This window comes from Halomarina litorea (assembly GCF_024227715.1).
Classification (GTDB): Archaea; Halobacteriota; Halobacteria; order Halobacteriales; family Haloarculaceae; genus Halomarina; species Halomarina litorea.
Map to the genome: position 1 here is coordinate 3,033,095 of NZ_CP100448.1, position 19,912 is coordinate 3,053,006.

Below are 19,912 nucleotides of genomic sequence, written 5' to 3' on the forward strand. Positions count from 1 at the left end.
CATCGAGGGTGGTCGTATCGAACGAGTCGATTCCAGAGCGACCCGTCGAGAGCCGCTGAGACGGCTGTATCGCCCCGGTTAACCGGGGCGTTCGTCCGGTTCCGGGGTCGACGGTCACCCGCCCGCCCATCGGTGTCGGCGTCGTGGTGTCGTGAACCGGGCCTCCCGAACCGTCGGGGGGGAGACGACGGGTCGCTTCGAAGCGAGTGTCAGGCCGTGTCGTGTTCCCCGCGCCAGCGCTCGACCACCCCCAGCGCCTCCTCGCGGGTCGGGAGGGTCTCGCGGTCGTAGCCCGGTCCCTCGGGGGCCTGTTCGAGGCGGTCGAGCGTGACCGCCCACCGCGCGTCAGCCGTCTTGCGCAGGGTGACGACGACGGTGCCGTCCCCGCGCGTCCATTCGTGGCCCGTCCGCGTCTCGCGGTCCGTCCAGTCCATGCGGGGGAGTTCGTCGCGGGGGTTAAGTCGTTCCCGCACGCTCGCTCGGACGTGCAGGGGGGAACGCCGAACCCGGCCGACGTCCGGTCGCTGGCGATCACGGTCGACGACGTGGTGAGCGCCGTGGAGGCACGACGGAACGGGCGACCCGTCGTCCTCCGGGTGACGCCGCCGTTCCACGCCCGGATGCGCGCCCGCATCCACCTCGCCGCGGGGGAGGGCGAAGAGCGCGACGACCCGGACGCCGTCCACCTCGACCCGACGCGCCTGCTCGCGCCGTCGGCCCCCGACTACCCGACGCCCGCCGAGACCGAGGACCGCCTGCGGGCGTCCGACGAGGAGTACACCCGCGAGGTCCACCACGACCACCACCGGGAGGCCGTCGAGGCGTGGCGCGAGGCGGTCCGCGACCACCTCGTGGCCGACCTCACCTTCGAGACCCCGGACGGGCCACACACGGTGCGGGTGAAACCGCTCGGGTGAACGGAAGCCAAGCCTGAAGCCGCTGGCTCCGCGTTCTCCGGTATGCGCTCCATCCTCAGCAGCGGCGAACGGGAGGTCGCCTGGCGACTGGCGGACGGCCAGAGCGTCGAGGACATCGCCGCCGCCCGCGACCAGTCCGTCGAGACCGTCGAGAAGCACGTCGACCGCATCCGCGAGAAGACCGAGCGCGCGGTCGCGACGCTCGTCGAGAGCCCGTTCGCCGAGGCGGTGCTCGCCGACCTCGACCCGGAGGCGCGCGAGACCGTCGCCGCACTCGCCCGTCGTGCCGACTCCTGACCCTTCATTCGAGTCGGAGACGGGGCGGTCATCGGGGTGCCCGTACCCGGAGTTACAACGTCAGCGGCGGTTGTAAAAGTTCTAAGCGCCTCTCCCCCCGTCGTGAAACGTTCCCGAATTCGAATTAGTCGTGAGTGAAAAGTCTCATTCTCGGTGAAAGCTCTGGGGTGTATAAGGTATCGGAGGTGTTCGTACCACCTGTCCCCGACGATGTCAACCGAAACCGCCACCCCCGACCGAACCGCCGCCGAGCGCCCCTCGCTCCCCTCCCTCCTCGCTCGGGCGCGGGCCACCCTCGCGCGCGGTGTCACAGCCCTCTCGTTCTGGCTGGCCGTGGTGCTGCCGCTGGTCTACCTCCCGCTGTTGCTCGCCGGCATCGAGACCCCACAGCGCGGCGCGCTCGTGGGTGGTCTCCTCCTCGCGAACGCCGGGACCCTCCTCCTCGGCCACACGCATCGCCGCGATTAACTCCCCTCCACGAGAGCCCCCGTTATGGCTCTCAGCACCGTCCCCCTGGGCCGTACCGGTACGACTGTCTCTAGCATCTCCTTCGGGACGTGGCGCTTCGGCCGCGAGACCGACACGGGCGACCTCGAGGTCGACGAGGATCGCGCTCACGACCTGCTCGACGCCTACGCCGACCACGGCGGCAACTTCATCGACACCGCCGACATGTACGGCGACGGCCGCTCGGAGGACTGGATCGGCAACTGGCTCTCGAAGCGCGACCGCGAGGACTTCGTCGTCGCCTCCAAGATCTACTGGCCCACCCGCGAGGACGACCCGAACGGCCGGGGCATCGGACGCAAACACCTCCGCCGGCAAATCGACCTCATGCTCGACCGCCTCGGGACGGACTACCTCGACGTGCTCTACTGTCACCGCTTCGACGACCAGACCCCGCCCGAGGAGTTCATGCGCACCCTCGACGGCTTCGTCCGCGACGGGAAGGTGAACTACCTCGGGGCGTCCACGTTCGAACCCAACGCGTGGGAGGTTGCACGCGCGAACGAAATCGCCGCCCGCGAGGGCTACGAGCCGTTCACCGTCGCCCAGCCCCGGTACAATCTCGTCAACCGGGAGGTGGAGTACGACTACGTCGAGATGTGCGAGACGTACGACGTGGGCATCTGCCCGTGGTCGCCGCTCGCCGGCGGCTTCCTCACCGGAAAGTACGACCGCGAGGGCGACATGCCCGAGGGGACCCGGGGGTCGGAGTCCAGTCAGTTCGCCGAACGCTACCTCTCGGAGGCCAACTTCGACGCCCTCGACGTCGTGCGCGAGGTGGCCGAGGAGGTCGAGGCGAGTCCCGCGCAGGTGAGCCTCGCGTACCTGATGGCCCACCCGCAGGTCACCGCGCCCATCGTCGGCGCGCGGACCGTCGACCAGCTAGAGGAGAACCTCGCGGCCGACGACATCGACCTCTCCGAGGGGCAGTTCGAGCGCCTCGCGGAGTCCAAGGAGTCGCCGACGCTGGTCTGAGACGGCGCGAAAAGGGGAGGGTGTGATACGGCACGTGCGCGTGGACCGCGAGGGTCACGCGGCGGGTCGGCCGTCGACCCGGCTCAGAACCGCTCGAGGCGGACTTCGTCGTCGGTGATGGCGCTGATGCGGTCCGCGCGGAGGGGGTACGTGTCCTCGTCCATCTCGGCCCAGCCGAGCTTCGACAGGAGGGTATCCGCGATGCTCGGGTCGGGGTCGACGTAGGCGGTCCCGCTTCGGACCTCCACGATTCGACCGACTGTGTCGCCGTTCGCGTTCACGACCTTCTTCCCCTCGTCGCTCTCCGAGAATCTCGTCTGTTGCATTGCTGTCTCCGGGCCGGTGGGGGCCGTCGGGCGATTCCCGTCGGCCACACCACGCGGCACAACCCGAGGGAGGCCACCACCAGCAATCAGAGAGTGCCTTGCAGGGGCAACGGTTCGGTTGGTCCGGTGACTGCGTGTTCCGGTTCGGCCGCGGTTCGTCTCCAGAACACACCATCGGTGCCGGAGTGACACATGAATCACCAAACGAACGCACTCAGTTGCGGTGCTGAGTGAGCCGCTACTGTACCGCGAGCGAGTGAAACGAGCGAGCGGGGTGACGACCGAATGGAGGCGCGAAGCGCCGAAATGAGGGAGGAATCCTTTTGGTCCAGCTTTTGCCGAGGGGGTGAGCGAGTGAAACGAGCGAACCCCCGCAGCGCAAAAGGTGGGGCTCAGAAGATATTCGCCTGCTGATAGACGGAGATGCCCTCGCTCGTAATCTCGTAGGGCTTTGTCTCGCGCGAGTGGTTCGCGTTGCGAATCTTCTGAATCTCGACGGCGAGGCGCGTCTCGCGGAACTCCGAGCGGACGTACTGGAGGACGAACACGCCGTCGGTGAGGTACTCGATGATGCCGTGGCGGGAGGCGTAGGGGGTGTCGTCGCTCGCCTCGCTCGTGAGCATCGTCGTCACGCCCGCCTCCTTCAGCGCGCGGGTGAAGTCGAATATCTCGGTGCGGCGCTCCGCCTGGTCCTCGTACATCACCTCCAGGAGGGAGACGGAGTCGAGGACGAGGCGGGAGGCGCCGAACTCCTCGACGAGTTCGGGCAGTTCACTCCGGATGGAGGCGAGACTGTTCGCCATCTCGATGGGGTCGAGGTCCACGATGGCGAGACGCTCCTCGTCGAGGTGCCTCTGGAAGTCCCAGCCCTTCTCGTTGGCGGCGTCGAGGACGGCCTGCTGGCTCTCCTCGAGCGTGATGAACACCGCCGTCTCGTCGGCCTCCAGCGCCTGATTGAGGAACTGGAGGCCGAAGGTGGTCTTCCCGGTCCCGGGGCTGCCGATGACGACCATCAGCGAGCGCTCGGGGACGCCGCCCTGTACCATCTCGTCGAGTCCCTCGACGCCGATGTCGATTCGCGGGAGGTTCGATTCGAACGCCTCGTCGAACTCGCCGCCGGACAGTCCGCTGTCGAACGCGGCGGCGAAGTCCTCCTCGAAGGGGCCTTCGGTCTCGCCGAAGCCACCGTCGGGACCGTCACCGAACGTCTCGTCGAACTCCTCGAAGTCGTCGTCCGGGGCCTCGCCACTCATCGCCCCCCCCGTGTGGACGCAGCCATACCCTCGATTGTCATTCGAGCGTATTATGCTTGCCCGTCGGTGCGGTCCGCTTTTGTGCCGGGAGGGAGAGAGGACGGACGATGCACGTCGGTATCGTCGCGCAGAAGGGCAACCCCCGGGCCGCGGCCCTGGCGGGCGACATCAGCCGGGCCGTGGGGGCGACGGTGGTCGTCGACGAGTCGACCGCCGGGGCCGTCGACGCCGAGGGGATACCCGCCGACCGGATGGACACCTGCGACCTCGTAGTGAGCATCGGCGGCGACGGCACGTTCCTCTTCGCGGCGCGCGGGGCGGGCGACACCCCCATCATGGGCGTCAACCTCGGCGAGGTGGGCTTCCTGAACGCCACGGCACCCGAGGACTGCGTCGAGACGGTCGAACGCGTGGTCACGGACTACCAGGCCGGCGCGATGGCCATCCAGGAGATGCCCCGAATCGAGGCGAGCGGCGAGGGGTGGTCGCTCCCACCGGCGCTCAACGAGGTGGTCGTCATGGGCACGCAACGCGGACACGGCAACGGCATCGAGGCCGAGGTCAGGGTGGACGGGTCGCTGTACGGCAGCGGGCAGGCCGACGGCGTCCTCGTCGCCACGCCCGCGGGGACGACGGCGTACAACCTCTCGGAGGGCGGCCCGCTGGTTCACCCGAGCGTCGAGGGCTTCGTCGTGACGGAGATGGCCGCGCGCGACCCGATGCCCTCGCTCGTCGTCACCCCGGACAGCGAGGTGACGGTCCGGGTGGACGCGAGCGGGACCGACGGAGCCGTCGTCGTCGGCGACGGAAGACGCTCGCACGACCTCGACCCGCCCGCGGCGGTGACGGTCAGACGGGCCGACGTGCCCGTGCGCGTCGCGGGACCGGACCTCGACTTCTTCGCAGCACTGAGCAAACTCGACTGACGCGCCGTCCCACAGCGGGCGACAGAACGCCCCTTCCTCCCCTATTCGGAATGCATAACCGAGTGGCACGCTACTTGCATACTGATGAAGCAACAGCTGCCGGACGTACAGGCGTCGAGCCCCGACGTCACGGTAGGCCTCAACCGCGTCGGCGTCACCGGCGTCGAGAAGCTCGTCAAACTCGACCGGCAGGACCAGCGACCGATCGTGCTGATGGCCGAGTTCGAGGTGTTCGTCGACCTGCCCTCCTGGCGGAAGGGCGCGGACATGAGCCGGAACATGGAGGTCATCGACGAGACGCTCGAAGCCGCGGTCAGCCAGACCGCCTACCGCGTCGAGGACGTCTGTGGCGACGCCGCCGAACGCCTCCTCGAGAAACACGACTACACAACCGAGGCGGAGGTCCGCATGGAGGCGACGTACGTCACCCACGACCACACGCCCGAGTCCGACCGCGTCACCCAGTCCACCGCAGACATCATCGCCAGCGCGACTGCCTCCGATGAGGGGACCCACGAGGAGATCGGCGCCCGTGTCGTCGGCATGACTGTCTGTCCCTGCTCGCAGGGGATGTCGGCCGCCCGGGCCAGAGAGACGCTGGAGGACCTGAGCGTCGAACGCGACGTCATCGACGAGTTCCTCGAACGCGTCCCGCAACCCGGCCACTCTCAGCGGGGGCACGCCACCGTCACGATTCGCAGCGAGGGGTCGCCCGAGGTGGACTTCCGCGACATCATCGACGTCGCCCGCGACTCGATGAGCGCGCGCATCTACAACCTCGCGAAGCGCCCCGACGAGGACCACATGACCTACGAGAGTCACGCCGACGCGAAGTTCGTCGAGGACTGCGTCCGCGCGATGGCCGAGGGCGTCGTCGAGCAGTTCCCGCACCTCCCGGACGACGCCGTCGTGACGATGAAGCAGTCGAACGACGAGTCCATCCACCAGCACAACGCGCACGCCGAACGCGTCGCCGAGGTGGGCACCCTCCGCGCCGAACTCGACGGCGAGCGCGCGGACTGAGCGTCCCCCGACGAACCGGACCCCGTTTCTCACACGACACTCTGCCGACAGTCAGTCTATTCCGGTGTCGGGCTGACAAGCACAACGCCCAACCTCCGTTGCCGAGTCCCCGGGAGTATGAGTGGCCCCTGCCAGTCGCGTCTCGGGTTCGACCTCGTCACGACTCTCGTGGGGTCCGGCCTCACGCTCCTCGTCTCGGCGGCGGCGCTCCGCTACGGCGAGCAGGTGCGCTGGACGCTCCCGGAACTGTACGCGGGCGTCGGTGCGGGCCTCCTCGGCCTCGGGCTGCTCGTGGGGCTGGTGTACGTCGCCGCCGGGTGGCGGTAAGTTCAGAACGAGAGCGGGTCGGCCTGCTCCCAGCGGGGTTCGAACTCCTCGCGCACGTCGGCGGCGAACTCCCGGTCCTTGAGGTCGATCATCGCCAGCGAGTCGGCCGCTCGGAGCGGGTGGGCCACCTCGATGACCACCTCGACGTCGTCGACGATGGTGAAGCTCCCGCTGACGTCGGGGCTGGTGCGACAGTCGAAGCGCTCGTGTGGCGCGAGGCTCTCGCGGTAGCGCCGGCCGACCGAGTCCGGGAGTTCGTCGACCAGTTGCGGGCGCATCAGGAGCGACACCTCGACGCCCCGGTCGAGAGCCCCTTCCAGTTCGGCGGCGACGCGTTCCCCGAGGCGGTCCACGTCGAACTGCTGGGAGAAGGTGGAGGCGACCATCTGGATGCGCGTGTCGGCGGCCGCGAGGCGTTCGACGAGGAGGTCCGCCGTCTCGCTCGGGCCGACGGCGGCGGTCCAGAAGCGCTCCTCGACGGTCTCCGTGGTCTCCAGACTCCCGACGAGGTCCGAGACGATGGACTCGTACTGGGACTCCTTCTCCGCGAGTTCGCGTTTCTTGTCCTGCAGGAGGCGGTCGAGGGCGGTGTCGGGTTCGACCGCGACGTACTTCTTCGGGCGCGAGGCGCTCTGCGAGCGCACGAGGTTGTACTGCTCGATGCTGTTGAGCACGTCGTAGATGCGCCCCATCGGCACGTCGCTCACCTGTGACAACTCCTTGGCGGTTGTCGGGCCCGTCGTGAGGAGCGCGCGGTAGGCCCTCGCCTCGTACTCCGACAGACCGAGGTCACGGAGACTTGCCATCGTCGGGAACTGGACCCCACCCGACAAAAACGCACCGGCGGTTTACGTGTGCGCTTCGACCCGACGCTGGAGTTCGGCGGGCGAGTCCGCCGGTTCGGAGGTCGAATCGCCCACGCGGACCCACGCCGTCCCGCGTTCGTGGCCCCCGGTCGCGTCGGCGTCGGGGACGACCACCTTCTCGTGGTCGGACATCCGCAGGGCCGCCCGGTGGAGGTCGCTGCCGGGGTCGTCGGCGACGGAGATGGTCAGGGGCGTGTCGACGACCCGCGCGGCGGCCGTCGCGTAGCCGGCCACCTCGACGCCCATCCGGTCGCGCGCGCCAGCGAACGCCGACAGCGCCTCGCGTGCGACCTCGCGGTAGGAGTCCTCGCCCGTGAGGACCGCGAGGTCCACGAGGGCGTCGGCGAGTTCGACCGTCGTGTCCAGCGGTCTGAGCGGCCGGTCCAGCAGTGCCGGGCTGTCGGCGTCGAGTGGCGCGTCGAGGAAAGTGCCGTCCTCGGCCCGGCAGTGCTCGACGGTCCAGTCGGCCACCTCCCGGGCGTCGCCGAGGCCCTCTCCGGCGATCTGTGCGGCGGTCGTGAGCGCCCCGAGGACGCGCGCCTGGTCGGCGAGGAGGCCCGTCTCGCTGTCGGGGCCGTCGAAGTGCGTCACCGCGCCGCCGTCGAGGAGCGTCCCGCGGACGTGCGAGAGCGCGCGGTCCGCGTAGCGCCGACAGGTCTCGTCGTCGGTGTAGGCGTGCAAGCGCAGGAGAGCCTCGGCGGCGAGGCCGTTGCGGTCGGCGAACACCGTCGAGTCGACGTGCGGCGGGTCGGCGGCCTCGCGCTCGGTCGGTTCGAGCGTGTAGTAGTCGCCCCCGCCCGCCTGGCTCCCGGCGAAGGCCTCGCCGGTCCAGAGGTCGGTCGTCAGGTAGTCGACGGTCCCGAGGGCGGGGTCGCGGTAGCCCTCGTCGCCGGTGTAGAGGTAGGCGTCGGCGAACGCGCGGACCAGCGCCGCGTTCTCGTCGAGCAGTTTCTCGCGGTGCGGGTCGCTCCAGTCGCGGTTGCTCGCGTAGCGGTAGAAGCCGCCGTCGTAGGTGTCGTAGAGGTGCGTGTAGACGGCGTCGAGGGTGCGAAGCGCCCGCGAGCGGTCGCGCTTGAGGGCGAACGCGACGGTCCGGGGGAGGGGGAACTTCGCGTCGGTCCCCCACCCGCCGTAGGTCTCGTCGTACGCCACCTCCAACTGCCCGGCCATGTGCGCCTCGACGCTCGAGTCGAGCGTCCCCCGGGGCGGATCGGGGTCCTGCAGGGCGCGCGGAATCCGGCCGGCGTCGTCGCCGCGGTCGGTCCACGTCTCGCGGACGCGTTCGACCACCGAGCGAAGCGCCTCCGTCGAGAGATACGTCGCGCCCGTGATGACCTCGCCGTCGGGGGTGAGGAAGACGGTCGAGGGGAACCCGCCCATCTGGTAGCGCTCCCGGACGCGCGGGCGGCGGTCGACGTCGACCCGGACGGGGACGAAGTCGTCGGCCACGTTGGCGGCGACGGCGGGGTTGCCGTACGCCTCGCGTTCCATCCGGTCGCACCAGTCACACCACGGCGCGGTCAGGAAGAGCAGCACCGGTCGGTCGGCCTCGCGGGCGTCGGCGAAGGCGTCGGCCCCCCACTCGCGCCACTCGACCAGCGTCTCGTCGGTCATGGCGGGTCTACAGCGGTGGCGAGAAAGCGTGTTACGACTCGGCGCTCGCTCGGCGACCCGCACGTCGTGACGGGCGGAGCGGTGCGGGGGTGGTGCGCGAGTGGTGCGAATGGTGGTGCGCGAGTGGTGCGAGTGGTGGTGCGCGAGTGGTGCGAGTGGTGGTGCGGGGGGTCGGCGGTGACGGTGGCGCGGTGGCAGACCCCTGCAGTCGGAACACGTTTGCATATCGGCCCAGTACTCGGGACTATGGGCTTGCTCCGGGTCATCGGGCTGTTGTTGCTCATTCCGCTGTTCGACATGGTCCTCCTCGTGGTGGTCGCGAACTGGATCGGCATCGTCCCGTCGGTGGCGCTGGTCGTCCTGACCGCGCTCGTCGGGATGTTGCTCGTGCGGGCGGAGGGGAGACACACCCTCAGACGCATCCAGCAGAAGCTCTCGACGGGCCGCCTGCCAGAGGACGAACTCATCGACGGTGCGTTGCTCATCGCCGCCGGGGCGATGTTGCTCACGCCCGGCCTCGTGACGGACGCCATCGGCCTGCTGTTGACGCTCCCACCGACGCGCTACCCCGTCCGGGTGGCGGTCCGGAAGTTCGTCGTCACGCCGTACGTGGACGCCAAGACGGGCGGCATCTACACCGGTCAGGTGTACACCGGGGGCTTCCCGAACCCCGACCAGGGGTCGTCGGACACCTACGACATGGACGACGACGAGTACGACGTGAGCCGCGGGTCCGGCAGCGAGAACTGACGCACGGTTCCGTCGAAGCGACACGCTTAATTGTATTACGGGGGTACGACCTGATGCGCCCAGTCGGGTCGGTAGCTCAGTCAGGTTGAGCGCTCGGCTGATAACCGGGAGGTCCGCGGTTCAAATCCGTGCCGACCCACTCCACCGGGGACGCGTTCCCCACCAGACGACGGGCGCACCTCCCCAGCCATCTAACTTCCGACGCTACCCGACGAGCGACGGGTACGCGTCGCTCTCCGTTCGTCTCCCGATAGCGACTGCGCTCCTCGGCGGGTGCGCAAAGAGTGAGTTTGCCGCGAGCGAATCGGCTACTTCGTCTGACTCCGCTCGCGGGAGACGTCGGCGATTCCTGCGTTCGCCGAACAACTCGGACACGCCATCACATCGCCGTCGTTGTCGGCGAAGACCGTTGCGAACCGCTCCGATACGTGCGCATCGCAGTGGTCACAGGTCGGCATGTCCACCGGTCAGACGAGGGGGGGTTCCTTTGGTGTTGTGCCTGTCAGATTCCAACAAAATACCGGCAATCGGCGTACCCGAACGGGACGAACGCGCGTCGACGTGCCGACGCGATACCGCGCGGACTGCACAGAAAGCGACGGTCCTCCCGGACGCGACTACGCCGGCGTGGGCGTCTGGACGTGCGAGAGGTACGCCGCGAGGTCGGTGGTGGTGACCATCCCGATGAGGCCGCCGTCCTCGTCGACGACGGGGAGGTGGTGGATGCCGTAGGTGATCATCCGGTCGGCCAGTTCGTGGATGGGGTCCTGTGCCGACGCGGTCACCACGTCCGTCGTCATGTAGCGCGAGACGGCCGTCTCCGCCTTCGGGTGGCTCTTGGCGACGATGCTGACGAAGTCCGTCGTCGTCAGGATGCCCTCCAGTCGGCCCTCGTCGTCGACCACCAGCACCGACCCGATGTCGTTGTCCAGCATCGTCCGCGCCGCCTCCTCGACGAGGGTGTCGGGCGTGACGGTGTAGAGGTTCGAGGACATCAACTGACCGGCGAAAATATCGTCCATAATCATCGTTAATGCGTGACTCTGATAAGCGTTGTCGTCGTGTCAAACTGGAGGCGGCCCGCGCACGAGACGCCTCCCGAGGACTCACTAGACGGGAAGGAGGTCCGTCCCGTCCGCGTGTTCGTCGGTCGGTTCCACCCGAAACGGGGGAGTTCTGTGAACGTGTACCATAGCCGTGGGGTGGGCTACTGTGACGAGGCGTAGTTGGCGTATGCCCTCTCCCAGACTCACCGGGAGAGTCAGAGAGGGGTAGGCTACAGGTCCAAACAGCGAGCGTGAGCCTCTCGAAAAACATCGTCAAGGTGAGTAATTTTCGATCGGTTGACTCTACCACCCGAGAACTCACAGCTACAGTCAACATCGGAACACTCGAAGTGAACAGTCCAGCAGTCAGGTTCGCTTGACACGCCGTACAGGAGAGGGGCACCACACTGTGAGCAGTTCGCATCGTCGCTTCGCCGCATGATCATACGACGATTGGTCGAGGTATCAGGTATGAACTTCCGGGGGAACCTCCACATTTATCAGATAGCGTACCACAGCAGAATTAATGACGTATGACGGTCCCGGCGTGTTTCGGGCACCGTACGGAAACGACGACGCACTAGAGAACTTCCATCGGACGGTTTTGGATGGCGTCGAGATCGAGACAGTTGCTCCACATACAGAGGTGACGTTCGACAATGACGTGGTCCGGCTCTGGGGAACGAAGGAAACCGTCGAATCATCTTGGTCGAACGTCAGTCCGGGTGACTACCTCATCTTCTACCGAGACGGAACATACACGCACGCGGTCGAAGTCCTTGGGACGGAGAAGAACGAAGATCTCGGAAGACAAATCTGGCCGAATCACGAGGCGGACAAACCGTGGATCTGTATCGTCTACCTCGACGTACCGACTAGAATCGACGTCGACTCCTCGTTGGTCCACGGACTCGCCGGGTACGACATCGACTATCCGATGGGTTTCAGCCCCCTGAACGACATGGGAATCGGTGGGCTCCGAGGGAAGTATGGGTCTATCGAGCAGTTCGCTACGGGACCAGAACGTGAAACCCTACCCGACATCGAAGTCGTTTCGGCACCATCGATCACCATCCCACCCGAAGCGATTTCCGAGTTGTACTTCCCTAATAAGCAGAAGCAGGAGATCACGAGTCAGATATCCACAGCAATCAACGCCGGGAAGCACGTCGTTCTGACCGGACCACCCGGCACCGGAAAGACCGAAATCGCTCGCCTCGTCTGTGAGTACCTCGCCAGTGAGTACGGAGACCACTACACGGGGTATCAAACGACGACCGCAACAGCGGACTGGTCGACGTTTGAAACAGTCGGTGGCTACATGCCTGATGAGGGGGATGGGGACCTCCAGTTCGAACCCGGGCAAGTCCTCAGACGATTCAAGCGAGACGGAGTGCAGCAGAACGAACCGCTCATCGTCGACGAGATCAACCGAGCGGACATTGACAAGGCGTTCGGTCAGTTGTTCACACTCCTCTCGGGGCACGCCGTGCAACTGCCGTACAAGCGAGCGGGTCGGGAAATCGAGGTCAAGTTGGGCGAGAACTTCGAAGGGACTCCAGAGGCACACGAGTACGTAATGCCCGCGTCGTGGCGACTGTTCGCGACCATGAACAGCTACGACAAGACGTCGCTCTATGAGCTCTCGTACGCATTCATGCGGCGATTCGCGTTCGTCCACATCGACGCACCGTCCGTCCCCGAGGATGAGGCGGGTCAGACGGCGCTCGTAGGAGAGTACGCGAACGTATGGGAGATAACAGCTGATGAGGACTCACTCCGTGCGGTCGGAATCGTATGGCATGCGACCAACACTGCTGTCCAGAACCGGAACATCGGCCCAGCGATAATCAAAGATCTCCTGTCCCATCTAGAGCAAGCCCCTCGTGATCCAGAGGCGAGAAGACGAGTACTGACCCGAGCGGTAGTGAGTTACGTTTTCCCACAGCTAGAAGGCGTCCCGCGTCGTGGTCGGGTCGTTGAGCGAATCGCGTCGACGGGTGTCGTCGACGGCAAGGAACTACGACGGTCTGCGGGGGAGATACTCGCCGTCGACCTCGAACAGGATGGATAGAGACGAACTTCTCGGGGAACTCACGCAGGACGTATTCGCCTACGTGATGCACGGCACGTTCTCCGAGCGACGGTTCGTGGGTGAGATTCGTCCGTCCGGTCTCGGTGAACGGTTCGAGGACTTCGAATCGCTGGTACGACTCCACTTCGTACTCCGGCCGGAGGTAGTCGACTTCGTCGAACAGCTCCCGCGCCGGATCCGCAGCGTCAAAACACAGACAGAGGATAGCAGGTCGCGGCAGCGAGGGCACGCCAGCGGGCGAGTCGATTGGTCTGCGACGGTCCGGGAACGATACTCCCGTGCACCCGGGGACAAGTCGTTGTTCGTCTGTGAGAACCGGACCGAGAACTACGACGTTCCCGAGAACATCGTCTTGAAGCGAATCCTCTCACTCGTCCACCGGACACTGGTTGATTGCCAAACCCACTTGCAGAAGGAGTACGACTGGGTAACGGACCGATGGAAGGAGAATCTCGAACTAGCGGAGACGCTGATCGAGATTTTCGAACGGAACGTCCATGTTACCCGCATCCGGGACCCGACCGAGTACGAACCGACCGAACGAATGCTCCGTGCTGCAGAGGAGTCACGCAGTGAGATCTATCGTGACGCCGCGCGACTCTTACGTGAGTACCACGATGCAGCACGTGGCGACGAGGACGCAATCAGAGACCTCTTAGCGTCGACAGCAATCACCCCTGACGACGACGAGACACTTCTCGAACTGTTCGTCCTGTTCAAATACATCAGAGTAATCGAAGAGCTACAGGACGAGAACTTCACGCTTCGGACCATCGAATCAGGGACACAGGAAATCGCTCGCCTCCAAGGTGGTGACAGCGAGTTCGTTCTGTACCACGACCGCTCCGGAAGAAGCAGGGGACTGAGTTTCACGACGGCGGAACACGACAAACCTCGGGCCGAACTCGGACGTGCGGAGATGGTGAAACGGGAGGCACAGGAGACCACAGCCAACTACTTCAGGGACGACGATCTGTCGCGCCGCAGCAATCGACCGGACGTCATCGTTCTTGAGGTCCGTGGAGATGACCGACGAGAGTACCTTATTACCGAGGTCAAGAACTCCACCCGCCGCGAGACGATTCGGCAAGGAATCGAAGAGACTCTGGAGTACGTCGCGTTTCTCAGACAGGATGGAGAGTTCGTCTTCGACCGAGATACCGACTTCTTCGGTTCGGGATGGAATGGATTGCTCGTCGTTCAAGACCTGAAAGACATGGAGACGGCCCGATTGGAGGACCAACAGTCGATTCGAATTCTTCAGGCATCAGAGGTGTCAGACCGACTGCGAGACATCCTACTTGGTGTCCTCTCGAACAAACCATCTGACTGACAGGTGAGCAAGCAACCCTGCTGGGTCAGCCTCTTCTTATCCGGAGACCGTCCGGGTCGCCGGACAATCTTTTCAATCAGATGAAACTTTTTCCCGTCCGATAGCCTCCCTCCACGCATGACCACGACCGACGAACTCGCCACCTTCGCCGGGGAGGTGTCGTTCGACGAACTCCCCGACGAGGTCGTCGAGGAACTGAAGAAGCGCGTGCTCGACTCGCTGGGGATCGCGGTGGGTGCGATGGGCGCGACGCCCGTCGAACAGGTCCGGCGGACCGTCGAGGGGGCGAACGCCGACGGCGCGTGTCGCCTGTGGGGGTCCGACAGGCGGGCACCGTCGGACGACGCGGCGATGCTCAACACCGCGCTCGTCAGGTATCTGGACTTCATGGACTCCTTCCTCGCGCCGGGCGAGACGCCACACCCGAGCGACAACGTCGCGGCCGTCGTCGCGATGGGGGAAGCGGGCGACGTGAGCGGCGCGGACCTCCTCGCGGCCGTCGGGGTGGCCTACGAGGTACAGGGGGAACTGGCGTGGAACGCGCCCGTCCGGGACCGGGGGTGGGACCACGTCACCCACACGGTTCTCTCGGCGGCCTGCGGGGCGGCCCACGTCGCCGGACTGGACTACGAGGAGTTCAGGAACGCCGTCGGCATCGCGGGGACGGCCCACAACGCCCTCCGGGTCACGCGGACGGGAGGCATCAACGAGTGGAAGGGCGTCGCGAGCGCCAACACCGCCCGCAACGCCGTCTACAGCGTGATGCTCGCCGCTCAGGGGATGGAGGGGCCGACGAACCTCTTCGAGGGACAGAAGGGGTGGAAGCAGGTGGTGTCGGGGCCGTTCGAGATAGACCCCAGCCCCGAGTGCTCGCGCGTCTTCGACACGATGACGAAGCGGTACGTCGCCGAGACGTACGCCCAGTCGGCCGTCGAGGGCATCATCGAACTCGCGACGGCACACGACGTGGACCCCGGCGAGGTGGTCGCCGTCCGCCTCGACACCTTCGCCGGGGCGAAACTCATCATCGGAGGCGGCGAGGGGTCGCGCTACGAGGTGGAGACGAAGGCGCAGGCCGACCACTCGCTGCCCTACATGCTCGCGGCGGCGCTCATCGACCGCGAGATGGGCGTCGACGCGTACGACCCGAAGCGCATCCGCCGCGAGGACGTCCAGACCCTCCTCCGGACGGTCGACGTCGAGGAGGACCCCGCGCTCACCGACCGCTTCGAGGCCGGCGAGATGCCCGCACACCTCGAGGTGGAACTCGCCGACGGGACGGTCCACCGCGTCGAGAAGGCCGACTTCGCGGGCCACCCGAACAACCCGATGTCGTGGGAGGACGTGGTGGCGAAGTTCGAGTCACTCACGGACGGGCGCTACGACGCCGCTCACCGTGAGGCCGTCGTCGAGACGGTCCGCACCCTCGAGGACCACGACGTCTCGGACCTCGTCGCCCTCCTCGACTGACTCCCGGCGAGAGGGCGACGGGACCGAAACCTGTCAACAGCCCTATCTTCTCTCACGTGCTAGTACCCCCCATGCCGATGGAAAACCGCGCGTTCGACTTCCTGCGGGTGAACGACCGGCCGGACAAGCCCCGCGAGCGTGGTATCACGGAGATTCGGGGCCCCTACTACGACCCGATGGGGCCGCGCCACCTCCGGGACATCCTGGAGACGATGGGTCACTGGGTAGACATCTACAAGTTCTCGGGCGGGTCGTTCGCGCTGATGCCCGAGTCGGCGGTTCGCGAACTCGTCGACACCTGCCACGAGTTCGACGTGCAGGTGTCGACCGGCGGGTTCATCGAACACGTCCTCGTCGCGGACCACGACCACGTCGAGGAGTACGTCGCCGAGGCGGCCGAACTCGGCTTCGACATCGTGGAAGTCTCCTCGGGCTTCCTCGCCATCGACACGGACGACATGGTCGCGCTCACCGAACTCGTCCAGGACCACGGCCTGAAGGCGAAACCCGAGATAAACGTCCAGTTCGGGGCGGGCGGCGCCTCCAGCGTCGAGGAACTGGAGGGCGAGGCGGCCATCGACCCCGCGAGCGCCATCCACGCCGCGAAGCGCCACCTCGAGGCGGGCGCGTACAAGGTGATGGTCGAGTCCGAGGGCATCACCGAACGGGTCCGCGAGTGGCGCACCGACGTCGCCTTCGACATCGCCACCGAGGTGGGCGTCGAACACTGCGTGTTCGAGGCGGCCGACCCACCCGTCTTCGAGTGGTACATCAAAAACTTCGGGCCGAACGTCAACCTGTTCGTCGACCACTCCCAGATCGTCGAGTGCGAGTGCATGCGCTCGGGGCTGTGGGGCAAGAAGTCCTCGTGGGGGCGCATCACCAGCTACCGTCGCGAGGGTCGCCGAGGGGAGTGACCCGCCCATGGAGCACGTCGACTACACCTACACGGTCGGCATGACCGACGAGGAGGTGGCCGACCACCTCCGGACGGAGACCAGCGGCGTCCTCTCGCTAGCGCGCGACGGGGACGCCTACGCGCTGCCCGTCTCGTACCACTACGACGGCGAGTCGCTGTACCTCCGTCTCACCGAGGACGGCCACAGCAAGAAGATGGCGTTCCTCACTGCCACCGACGAGGCCTGCTTCCTCCTGTACGACGTCGAGGGCGAGGACTCGTGGAGCATCGTCGTCACCGGGGGGCTCCGCCGACTCACCGCCGAGGAGGACGGCGCACTCGCGGAGGCGGGCGTCCACGCGAAGTTCGCCCCCCTGCGCGTCTTCGACGAGGACATCGACGACGTCGAGATAGCGGTGTACGAACTCGCGACGACGGCGGTGACGGGCCGTCGAACCGGTCGCCGCCTCTGAATGACGGGCAAGGGTATTGCCCACTGGCACCACATATCACAGTATGCCGACCTGCCCGCACTGCGAGACCGACCTCGACGCGTCGGACCTCTGTCGCCACGAGCGCGAGGGACTGGTGACGGTCCACTGCCCGACGTGTAACTTCGTCCTCGGCTACTACCGCGACCGGGCGCTCCGGTACGCCTGAACCCGTGCGAGGACGCCTCGGTCGCAACCGCTTTGCCCCACCGCCCGCGACCCGGACGCCATGAGCTACGAGATTCTCCCTCACCCCGCCGACGTGCGCTTCCGGGCGACCGGCCCCACCCTCGACGCGGCCTTCGCGGCGGTCGTGGACGCCTTCGCCGACCTCTCGGAGGGAGCGGGCGAGGACGGCCAGCGCCACGAGATACGCATCGAGAGCGAGGACGGCGAGGCCCTCCTGTTCGACTTCCTCGCGAAACTCGTCCTCCTCCAGGAGCTAGAGGAGTGTGCCGTCTCGCGCGCCGAGACCGTCGACATCGAGGAGCGAGGAGAGGGGTACGCCCTCGTCTCGACCGTTCGCGCCGGCCCCATCGAAGAGGCGCTGTTCGACATCAAGAGCCCCACCTACAGTCAGATGGTCGTCGAGGAACGCGACGGCGAGTGGGTACTGGAGGCGACGCTGGACATCTGACCCGCGACGGGACGGTCCCCGACCCACGCACGTCGCGGGTGACTTTTCCCCTCGCCGCCGAAACTCGGGGTATGGACCTCACCGAAGTCGACGACAACGTCTACGAGATAGCTCGGGAGGGCGACATGCGCGTCCCCGCGCGCGTGTTCGCCTCGAAGCCACTGCTGGAGAAGATGCAGGAGGAGGGCCAGACGCTCACGCAGGTCCGGAACGTCGCCACCCTCCCCGGCATCCAGAAGTACTCCATCGTCCTGCCCGACGGCCACCTCGGGTACGGCTTCCCCATCGGCGGGGTGGCCGCCGTCGACATGGAGAAGGGCGTCATCTCGCCAGGGGGAATCGGGTTCGACATCAACTGCGGCGTGCGCGTCCTGAAGACCGACCTCACGTACGCGGACGTGCAGGGCCGCGAGGAGGAACTGGTCGAACGCCTCTACGACCTCGTCCCCTGCGGACTCGGGAAGGGCGCGTACGTCCACACCGACCGCGAGGACATCGACGGCATCCTCGAGGGCGGCATGGAGTGGATGCTGGAGAACGGCCACGCGCGCGAGGCCGACCTCGAACACTGCGAGGAGAACGGTCGACTGCCCGGCGACCCAGACGCCGTCCCCGAGGACGCGAAGAAACGCGGGGTCGACCAGGTCGGGTCGCTCGGGTCGGGCAACCACTTCCTCGAAGTCCAGCGAGTCAGCGACGTGTACGACGCGGCCACCGCGGAGGCGTACGGTCTCCACGAGGATCAGGTCGTCGTCATGGTCCACTCCGGGTCGCGCGGCCTCGGCCACCAGGTCTGTCAGGAGTTCATCCGCCGGTTCGAGCGCACCTACCCGGACCTCGTGGACTCGCTGCCCGACCGTCAACTCGTCTACGCCCCCATCGGCGACGACGCGGCCGAGGAGTACCGGAAGGCGATGTACGCCGCCGCGAACTTCGCGTGGGCGAACCGGCAGGCGATGACGCAGGCCGTCCGCGAGGCGTTCGCCGACCTCTTCGGAACCGAGGAGGTGGACCTCGTCTACGACGTCTGTCACAACGTCGCCAAGGAGGAGACCCACGAGGTCGACGGGGAGGAGAAGGACCTCCTCGTCCACCGCAAGGGCGCGACGCGGGCGTTCCCGGCGGGCCACCCGCAGGTCCCCGAGGCGTACCGCGACGTGGGCCAGCCAGTCCTCCTGCCGGGGAGCATGGGCACCCACTCGTACATCCTCGCGGGCGGCGAGCGCTCGATGGACCTCACCTTCGGGTCGACGGCCCACGGCGCGGGCCGCCTCAAGTCGCGCACGCAGGCCAAGAAGGACTACACGGCCGGCGACCTCCAGCAGGAACTCCGTGGCGAGGGCGTCTACGTGAAGGCCCGCTCCGGCGAGACCGTCGCCGAGGAGGCCCCCGGCGCGTACAAGGACGTCGACGAGGTGGTCCGGGTGAGCGACGCCCTCGGCATCGGGACGAAGGTGGCCCGCACCCGCCCCATCGCGAACATCAAGGGCTGACGTGTCGCCCTCGCCCGGACGTGACGAGGGGAAGAGACTTGCTGGGTGACACGTCATTCGTGGCATGGACCGCCGCCGGTTCCTCACTGCCCTCACGAGTACCACCGCCCTCCCCCTCGCCGGGTGTTCGCTCCCGACGGACGCGAAATCGATGCCGAGTGCCACGACCTACCACGACCCCGACGCGGGCGACTACGTCTACGAGTACGGCCCCGGCGACACCCAGTGGGCGCAGTACGCCGTCGAGTTCGCCCGGTCGGGGGGGCCGGACGATCCCGTCGACGTGACTCTCGTCGTGACGGGGAGCGACCGCCTCGCCACCACGGACCTCCGGTTCGTCGTCGAACCCGCCCCGAACGTGGTGGGGACGGTCCCCGAGGTGCGCTACCTCGCCAAGTCGTGGCCGCCCGTCACCGTCTCCGGCGAGGGCCGGCGGACCGTCCTCGACGTGGGCGGCATCGACGACCCCGTCGACGCGACGCTCCACTTCGACCTCACCGTCGACCCGGTGGGAGAGGGGATGGAACAGGTGTTCGTCGTCGCCGAGGGGTCGTTCACCTCGGGGGAGCCCTCGCCCTTCGGGCGCTACCGGCTACGCGAGTCCGAGGTGTACGACCTCCCCGCCCCGCGGTCGGCGTGAATTGATAGGGCTCGAACACCTAGGAGGG

The 19,912-nt window shown here is 66.8% G+C and carries 24 protein-coding genes and 1 tRNA gene; 18 read left to right on the forward strand and 7 right to left on the reverse strand.

Going from position 1 to position 19,912, the window contains the following annotated elements:
• Positions 1-209: 209 nt before the first annotated feature.
• Positions 210-434, reverse strand: coding sequence for a DUF7543 family protein (locus NKG96_RS16660; RefSeq protein WP_254536294.1), 225 nt, complete (start codon positions 432-434; stop codon positions 210-212).
• A 51-nt stretch (positions 435-485) separates the two neighbouring features.
• Between NKG96_RS16660 and NKG96_RS16665 the strand changes: the two genes are divergently transcribed.
• The 4 genes from NKG96_RS16665 to NKG96_RS16680 all read left to right on the forward strand — a co-directional run bounded on the left by NKG96_RS16665 (position 486) and on the right by NKG96_RS16680 (position 2,696).
• On the forward strand, positions 486-917 hold the full coding sequence (locus NKG96_RS16665; protein WP_254536295.1) for a DUF8009 family protein: 432 nt from the start codon (positions 486-488) through the stop codon (positions 915-917).
• Positions 918-959: 42 nt separating this feature from the next.
• The gene (locus NKG96_RS16670; protein WP_254536296.1) at positions 960-1,214 is read left to right on the forward strand and encodes a LuxR C-terminal-related transcriptional regulator; all 255 of its coding nucleotides are present in this window, start codon (positions 960-962) and stop codon (positions 1,212-1,214) included.
• Positions 1,215-1,424: 210 nt separating this feature from the next.
• The gene (locus NKG96_RS16675; protein WP_254536297.1) at positions 1,425-1,682 is read left to right on the forward strand and encodes a DUF8028 family protein; all 258 of its coding nucleotides are present in this window, start codon (positions 1,425-1,427) and stop codon (positions 1,680-1,682) included.
• 24 nt (positions 1,683-1,706) lie between these two features.
• A complete protein-coding gene (locus NKG96_RS16680) occupies positions 1,707-2,696 on the forward strand; it encodes an aldo/keto reductase (protein WP_254536298.1) in 990 nt (329 codons plus the stop codon).
• A gap of 83 nt (positions 2,697-2,779) precedes the next feature.
• Here the strand turns inward: NKG96_RS16680 and NKG96_RS16685 are convergent, their stop codons facing one another.
• Positions 2,780-3,022 (reverse strand): DUF8593 domain-containing protein, encoded by a 243-nt coding sequence (locus NKG96_RS16685; protein ID WP_254536299.1) that lies wholly within the window; start codon positions 3,020-3,022, stop codon positions 2,780-2,782.
• Positions 3,023-3,414: 392 nt separating this feature from the next.
• Positions 3,415-4,326 carry a KaiC domain-containing protein gene (locus NKG96_RS16690; protein WP_254538160.1) on the reverse strand — a complete coding sequence of 304 codons (912 nt, stop codon included), beginning with the start codon at positions 4,324-4,326 and terminating at the stop codon, positions 3,415-3,417.
• Between the two features lie 56 nt (positions 4,327-4,382).
• Here NKG96_RS16690 and NKG96_RS16695 point away from each other — a divergent pair, with 56 nt between their 5' ends.
• From NKG96_RS16695 to NKG96_RS16705, 3 genes are all read left to right on the forward strand, one after another.
• Positions 4,383-5,201: an NAD(+)/NADH kinase gene (locus NKG96_RS16695; protein ID WP_254536300.1), complete on the forward strand. Its 819-nt coding sequence runs from the start codon at positions 4,383-4,385 to the stop codon at positions 5,199-5,201.
• Positions 5,202-5,285: 84 nt separating this feature from the next.
• Positions 5,286-6,224, forward strand: a complete 939-nt coding sequence (gene mptA / locus NKG96_RS16700; protein ID WP_254536301.1) for a GTP cyclohydrolase MptA — start codon at positions 5,286-5,288, stop codon at positions 6,222-6,224.
• A 117-nt stretch (positions 6,225-6,341) separates the two neighbouring features.
• Positions 6,342-6,551, forward strand: coding sequence for a hypothetical protein (locus NKG96_RS16705; RefSeq protein WP_254536302.1), 210 nt, complete (start codon positions 6,342-6,344; stop codon positions 6,549-6,551).
• A 2-nt stretch (positions 6,552-6,553) separates the two neighbouring features.
• Here NKG96_RS16705 and NKG96_RS16710 read toward each other — a convergent pair whose 3' ends face one another.
• Together NKG96_RS16710 and NKG96_RS16715 are read right to left on the reverse strand one after the other, a co-directional pair.
• Complete coding sequence (locus NKG96_RS16710) at positions 6,554-7,357, reverse strand: TrmB family transcriptional regulator (RefSeq protein WP_254536303.1); 804 nt, start codon at positions 7,355-7,357, stop codon at positions 6,554-6,556.
• Positions 7,358-7,399: 42 nt separating this feature from the next.
• Positions 7,400-9,031: a DUF255 domain-containing protein gene (locus NKG96_RS16715; RefSeq protein ID WP_254536304.1), complete on the reverse strand. Its 1,632-nt coding sequence runs from the start codon at positions 9,029-9,031 to the stop codon at positions 7,400-7,402.
• Positions 9,032-9,283: 252 nt separating this feature from the next.
• On the opposite strand from NKG96_RS16715, the gene NKG96_RS16720 reads away from it, so the two are divergent.
• Together NKG96_RS16720 and NKG96_RS16725 are read left to right on the forward strand one after the other, a co-directional pair.
• Positions 9,284-9,781, forward strand: coding sequence for an FxsA family protein (locus NKG96_RS16720; protein WP_254538161.1), 498 nt, complete (start codon positions 9,284-9,286; stop codon positions 9,779-9,781).
• A 65-nt stretch (positions 9,782-9,846) separates the two neighbouring features.
• A tRNA-Ile gene (locus NKG96_RS16725) sits at positions 9,847-9,920 on the forward strand.
• 169 nt (positions 9,921-10,089) lie between these two features.
• Here the strand turns inward: NKG96_RS16725 and NKG96_RS21195 are convergent.
• Positions 10,090-10,239 carry a DUF7563 family protein gene (locus NKG96_RS21195; RefSeq protein ID WP_438267371.1) on the reverse strand — a complete coding sequence of 50 codons (150 nt, stop codon included), beginning with the start codon at positions 10,237-10,239 and terminating at the stop codon, positions 10,090-10,092.
• A gap of 159 nt (positions 10,240-10,398) precedes the next feature.
• Complete coding sequence (locus tag NKG96_RS16730; RefSeq protein ID WP_254536305.1) at positions 10,399-10,803, reverse strand: CBS domain-containing protein; 405 nt, start codon at positions 10,801-10,803, stop codon at positions 10,399-10,401.
• A 550-nt stretch (positions 10,804-11,353) separates the two neighbouring features.
• Here NKG96_RS16730 and NKG96_RS16735 point away from each other — a divergent pair.
• The 9 genes from NKG96_RS16735 to NKG96_RS16775 all read left to right on the forward strand — a co-directional run bounded on the left by NKG96_RS16735 (position 11,354) and on the right by NKG96_RS16775 (position 19,884).
• Positions 11,354-12,901 carry an AAA family ATPase gene (locus NKG96_RS16735; RefSeq protein ID WP_254536306.1) on the forward strand — a complete coding sequence of 516 codons (1,548 nt, stop codon included), beginning with the start codon at positions 11,354-11,356 and terminating at the stop codon, positions 12,899-12,901.
• Positions 12,894-14,255: a hypothetical protein gene (locus NKG96_RS16740; protein ID WP_254536307.1), complete on the forward strand. Its 1,362-nt coding sequence runs from the start codon at positions 12,894-12,896 to the stop codon at positions 14,253-14,255. The genes NKG96_RS16735 and NKG96_RS16740 overlap by 8 nt, the downstream gene beginning before the upstream one ends.
• A gap of 117 nt (positions 14,256-14,372) precedes the next feature.
• Positions 14,373-15,725: an MmgE/PrpD family protein gene (locus NKG96_RS16745; protein ID WP_254536308.1), complete on the forward strand. Its 1,353-nt coding sequence runs from the start codon at positions 14,373-14,375 to the stop codon at positions 15,723-15,725.
• Positions 15,726-15,802: 77 nt separating this feature from the next.
• The gene (locus tag NKG96_RS16750) at positions 15,803-16,642 is read left to right on the forward strand and encodes a phosphosulfolactate synthase (RefSeq protein ID WP_368409319.1); all 840 of its coding nucleotides are present in this window, start codon (positions 15,803-15,805) and stop codon (positions 16,640-16,642) included.
• 7 nt (positions 16,643-16,649) lie between these two features.
• Complete coding sequence (locus tag NKG96_RS16755; RefSeq protein ID WP_254536310.1) at positions 16,650-17,096, forward strand: pyridoxamine 5'-phosphate oxidase family protein; 447 nt, start codon at positions 16,650-16,652, stop codon at positions 17,094-17,096.
• A 43-nt stretch (positions 17,097-17,139) separates the two neighbouring features.
• Positions 17,140-17,283, forward strand: coding sequence for a hypothetical protein (locus NKG96_RS16760; protein ID WP_254536311.1), 144 nt, complete (start codon positions 17,140-17,142; stop codon positions 17,281-17,283).
• A 60-nt stretch (positions 17,284-17,343) separates the two neighbouring features.
• The gene (locus NKG96_RS16765; RefSeq protein ID WP_254536312.1) at positions 17,344-17,751 is read left to right on the forward strand and encodes an archease; all 408 of its coding nucleotides are present in this window, start codon (positions 17,344-17,346) and stop codon (positions 17,749-17,751) included.
• Positions 17,752-17,822: 71 nt separating this feature from the next.
• Positions 17,823-19,244 (forward strand): RtcB family protein, encoded by a 1,422-nt coding sequence (locus tag NKG96_RS16770; protein WP_254536313.1) that lies wholly within the window; start codon positions 17,823-17,825, stop codon positions 19,242-19,244.
• 64 nt (positions 19,245-19,308) lie between these two features.
• Positions 19,309-19,884 (forward strand): DUF8121 family protein, encoded by a 576-nt coding sequence (locus tag NKG96_RS16775; protein WP_254536314.1) that lies wholly within the window; start codon positions 19,309-19,311, stop codon positions 19,882-19,884.
• Positions 19,885-19,912: the final 28 nt, after the last annotated feature.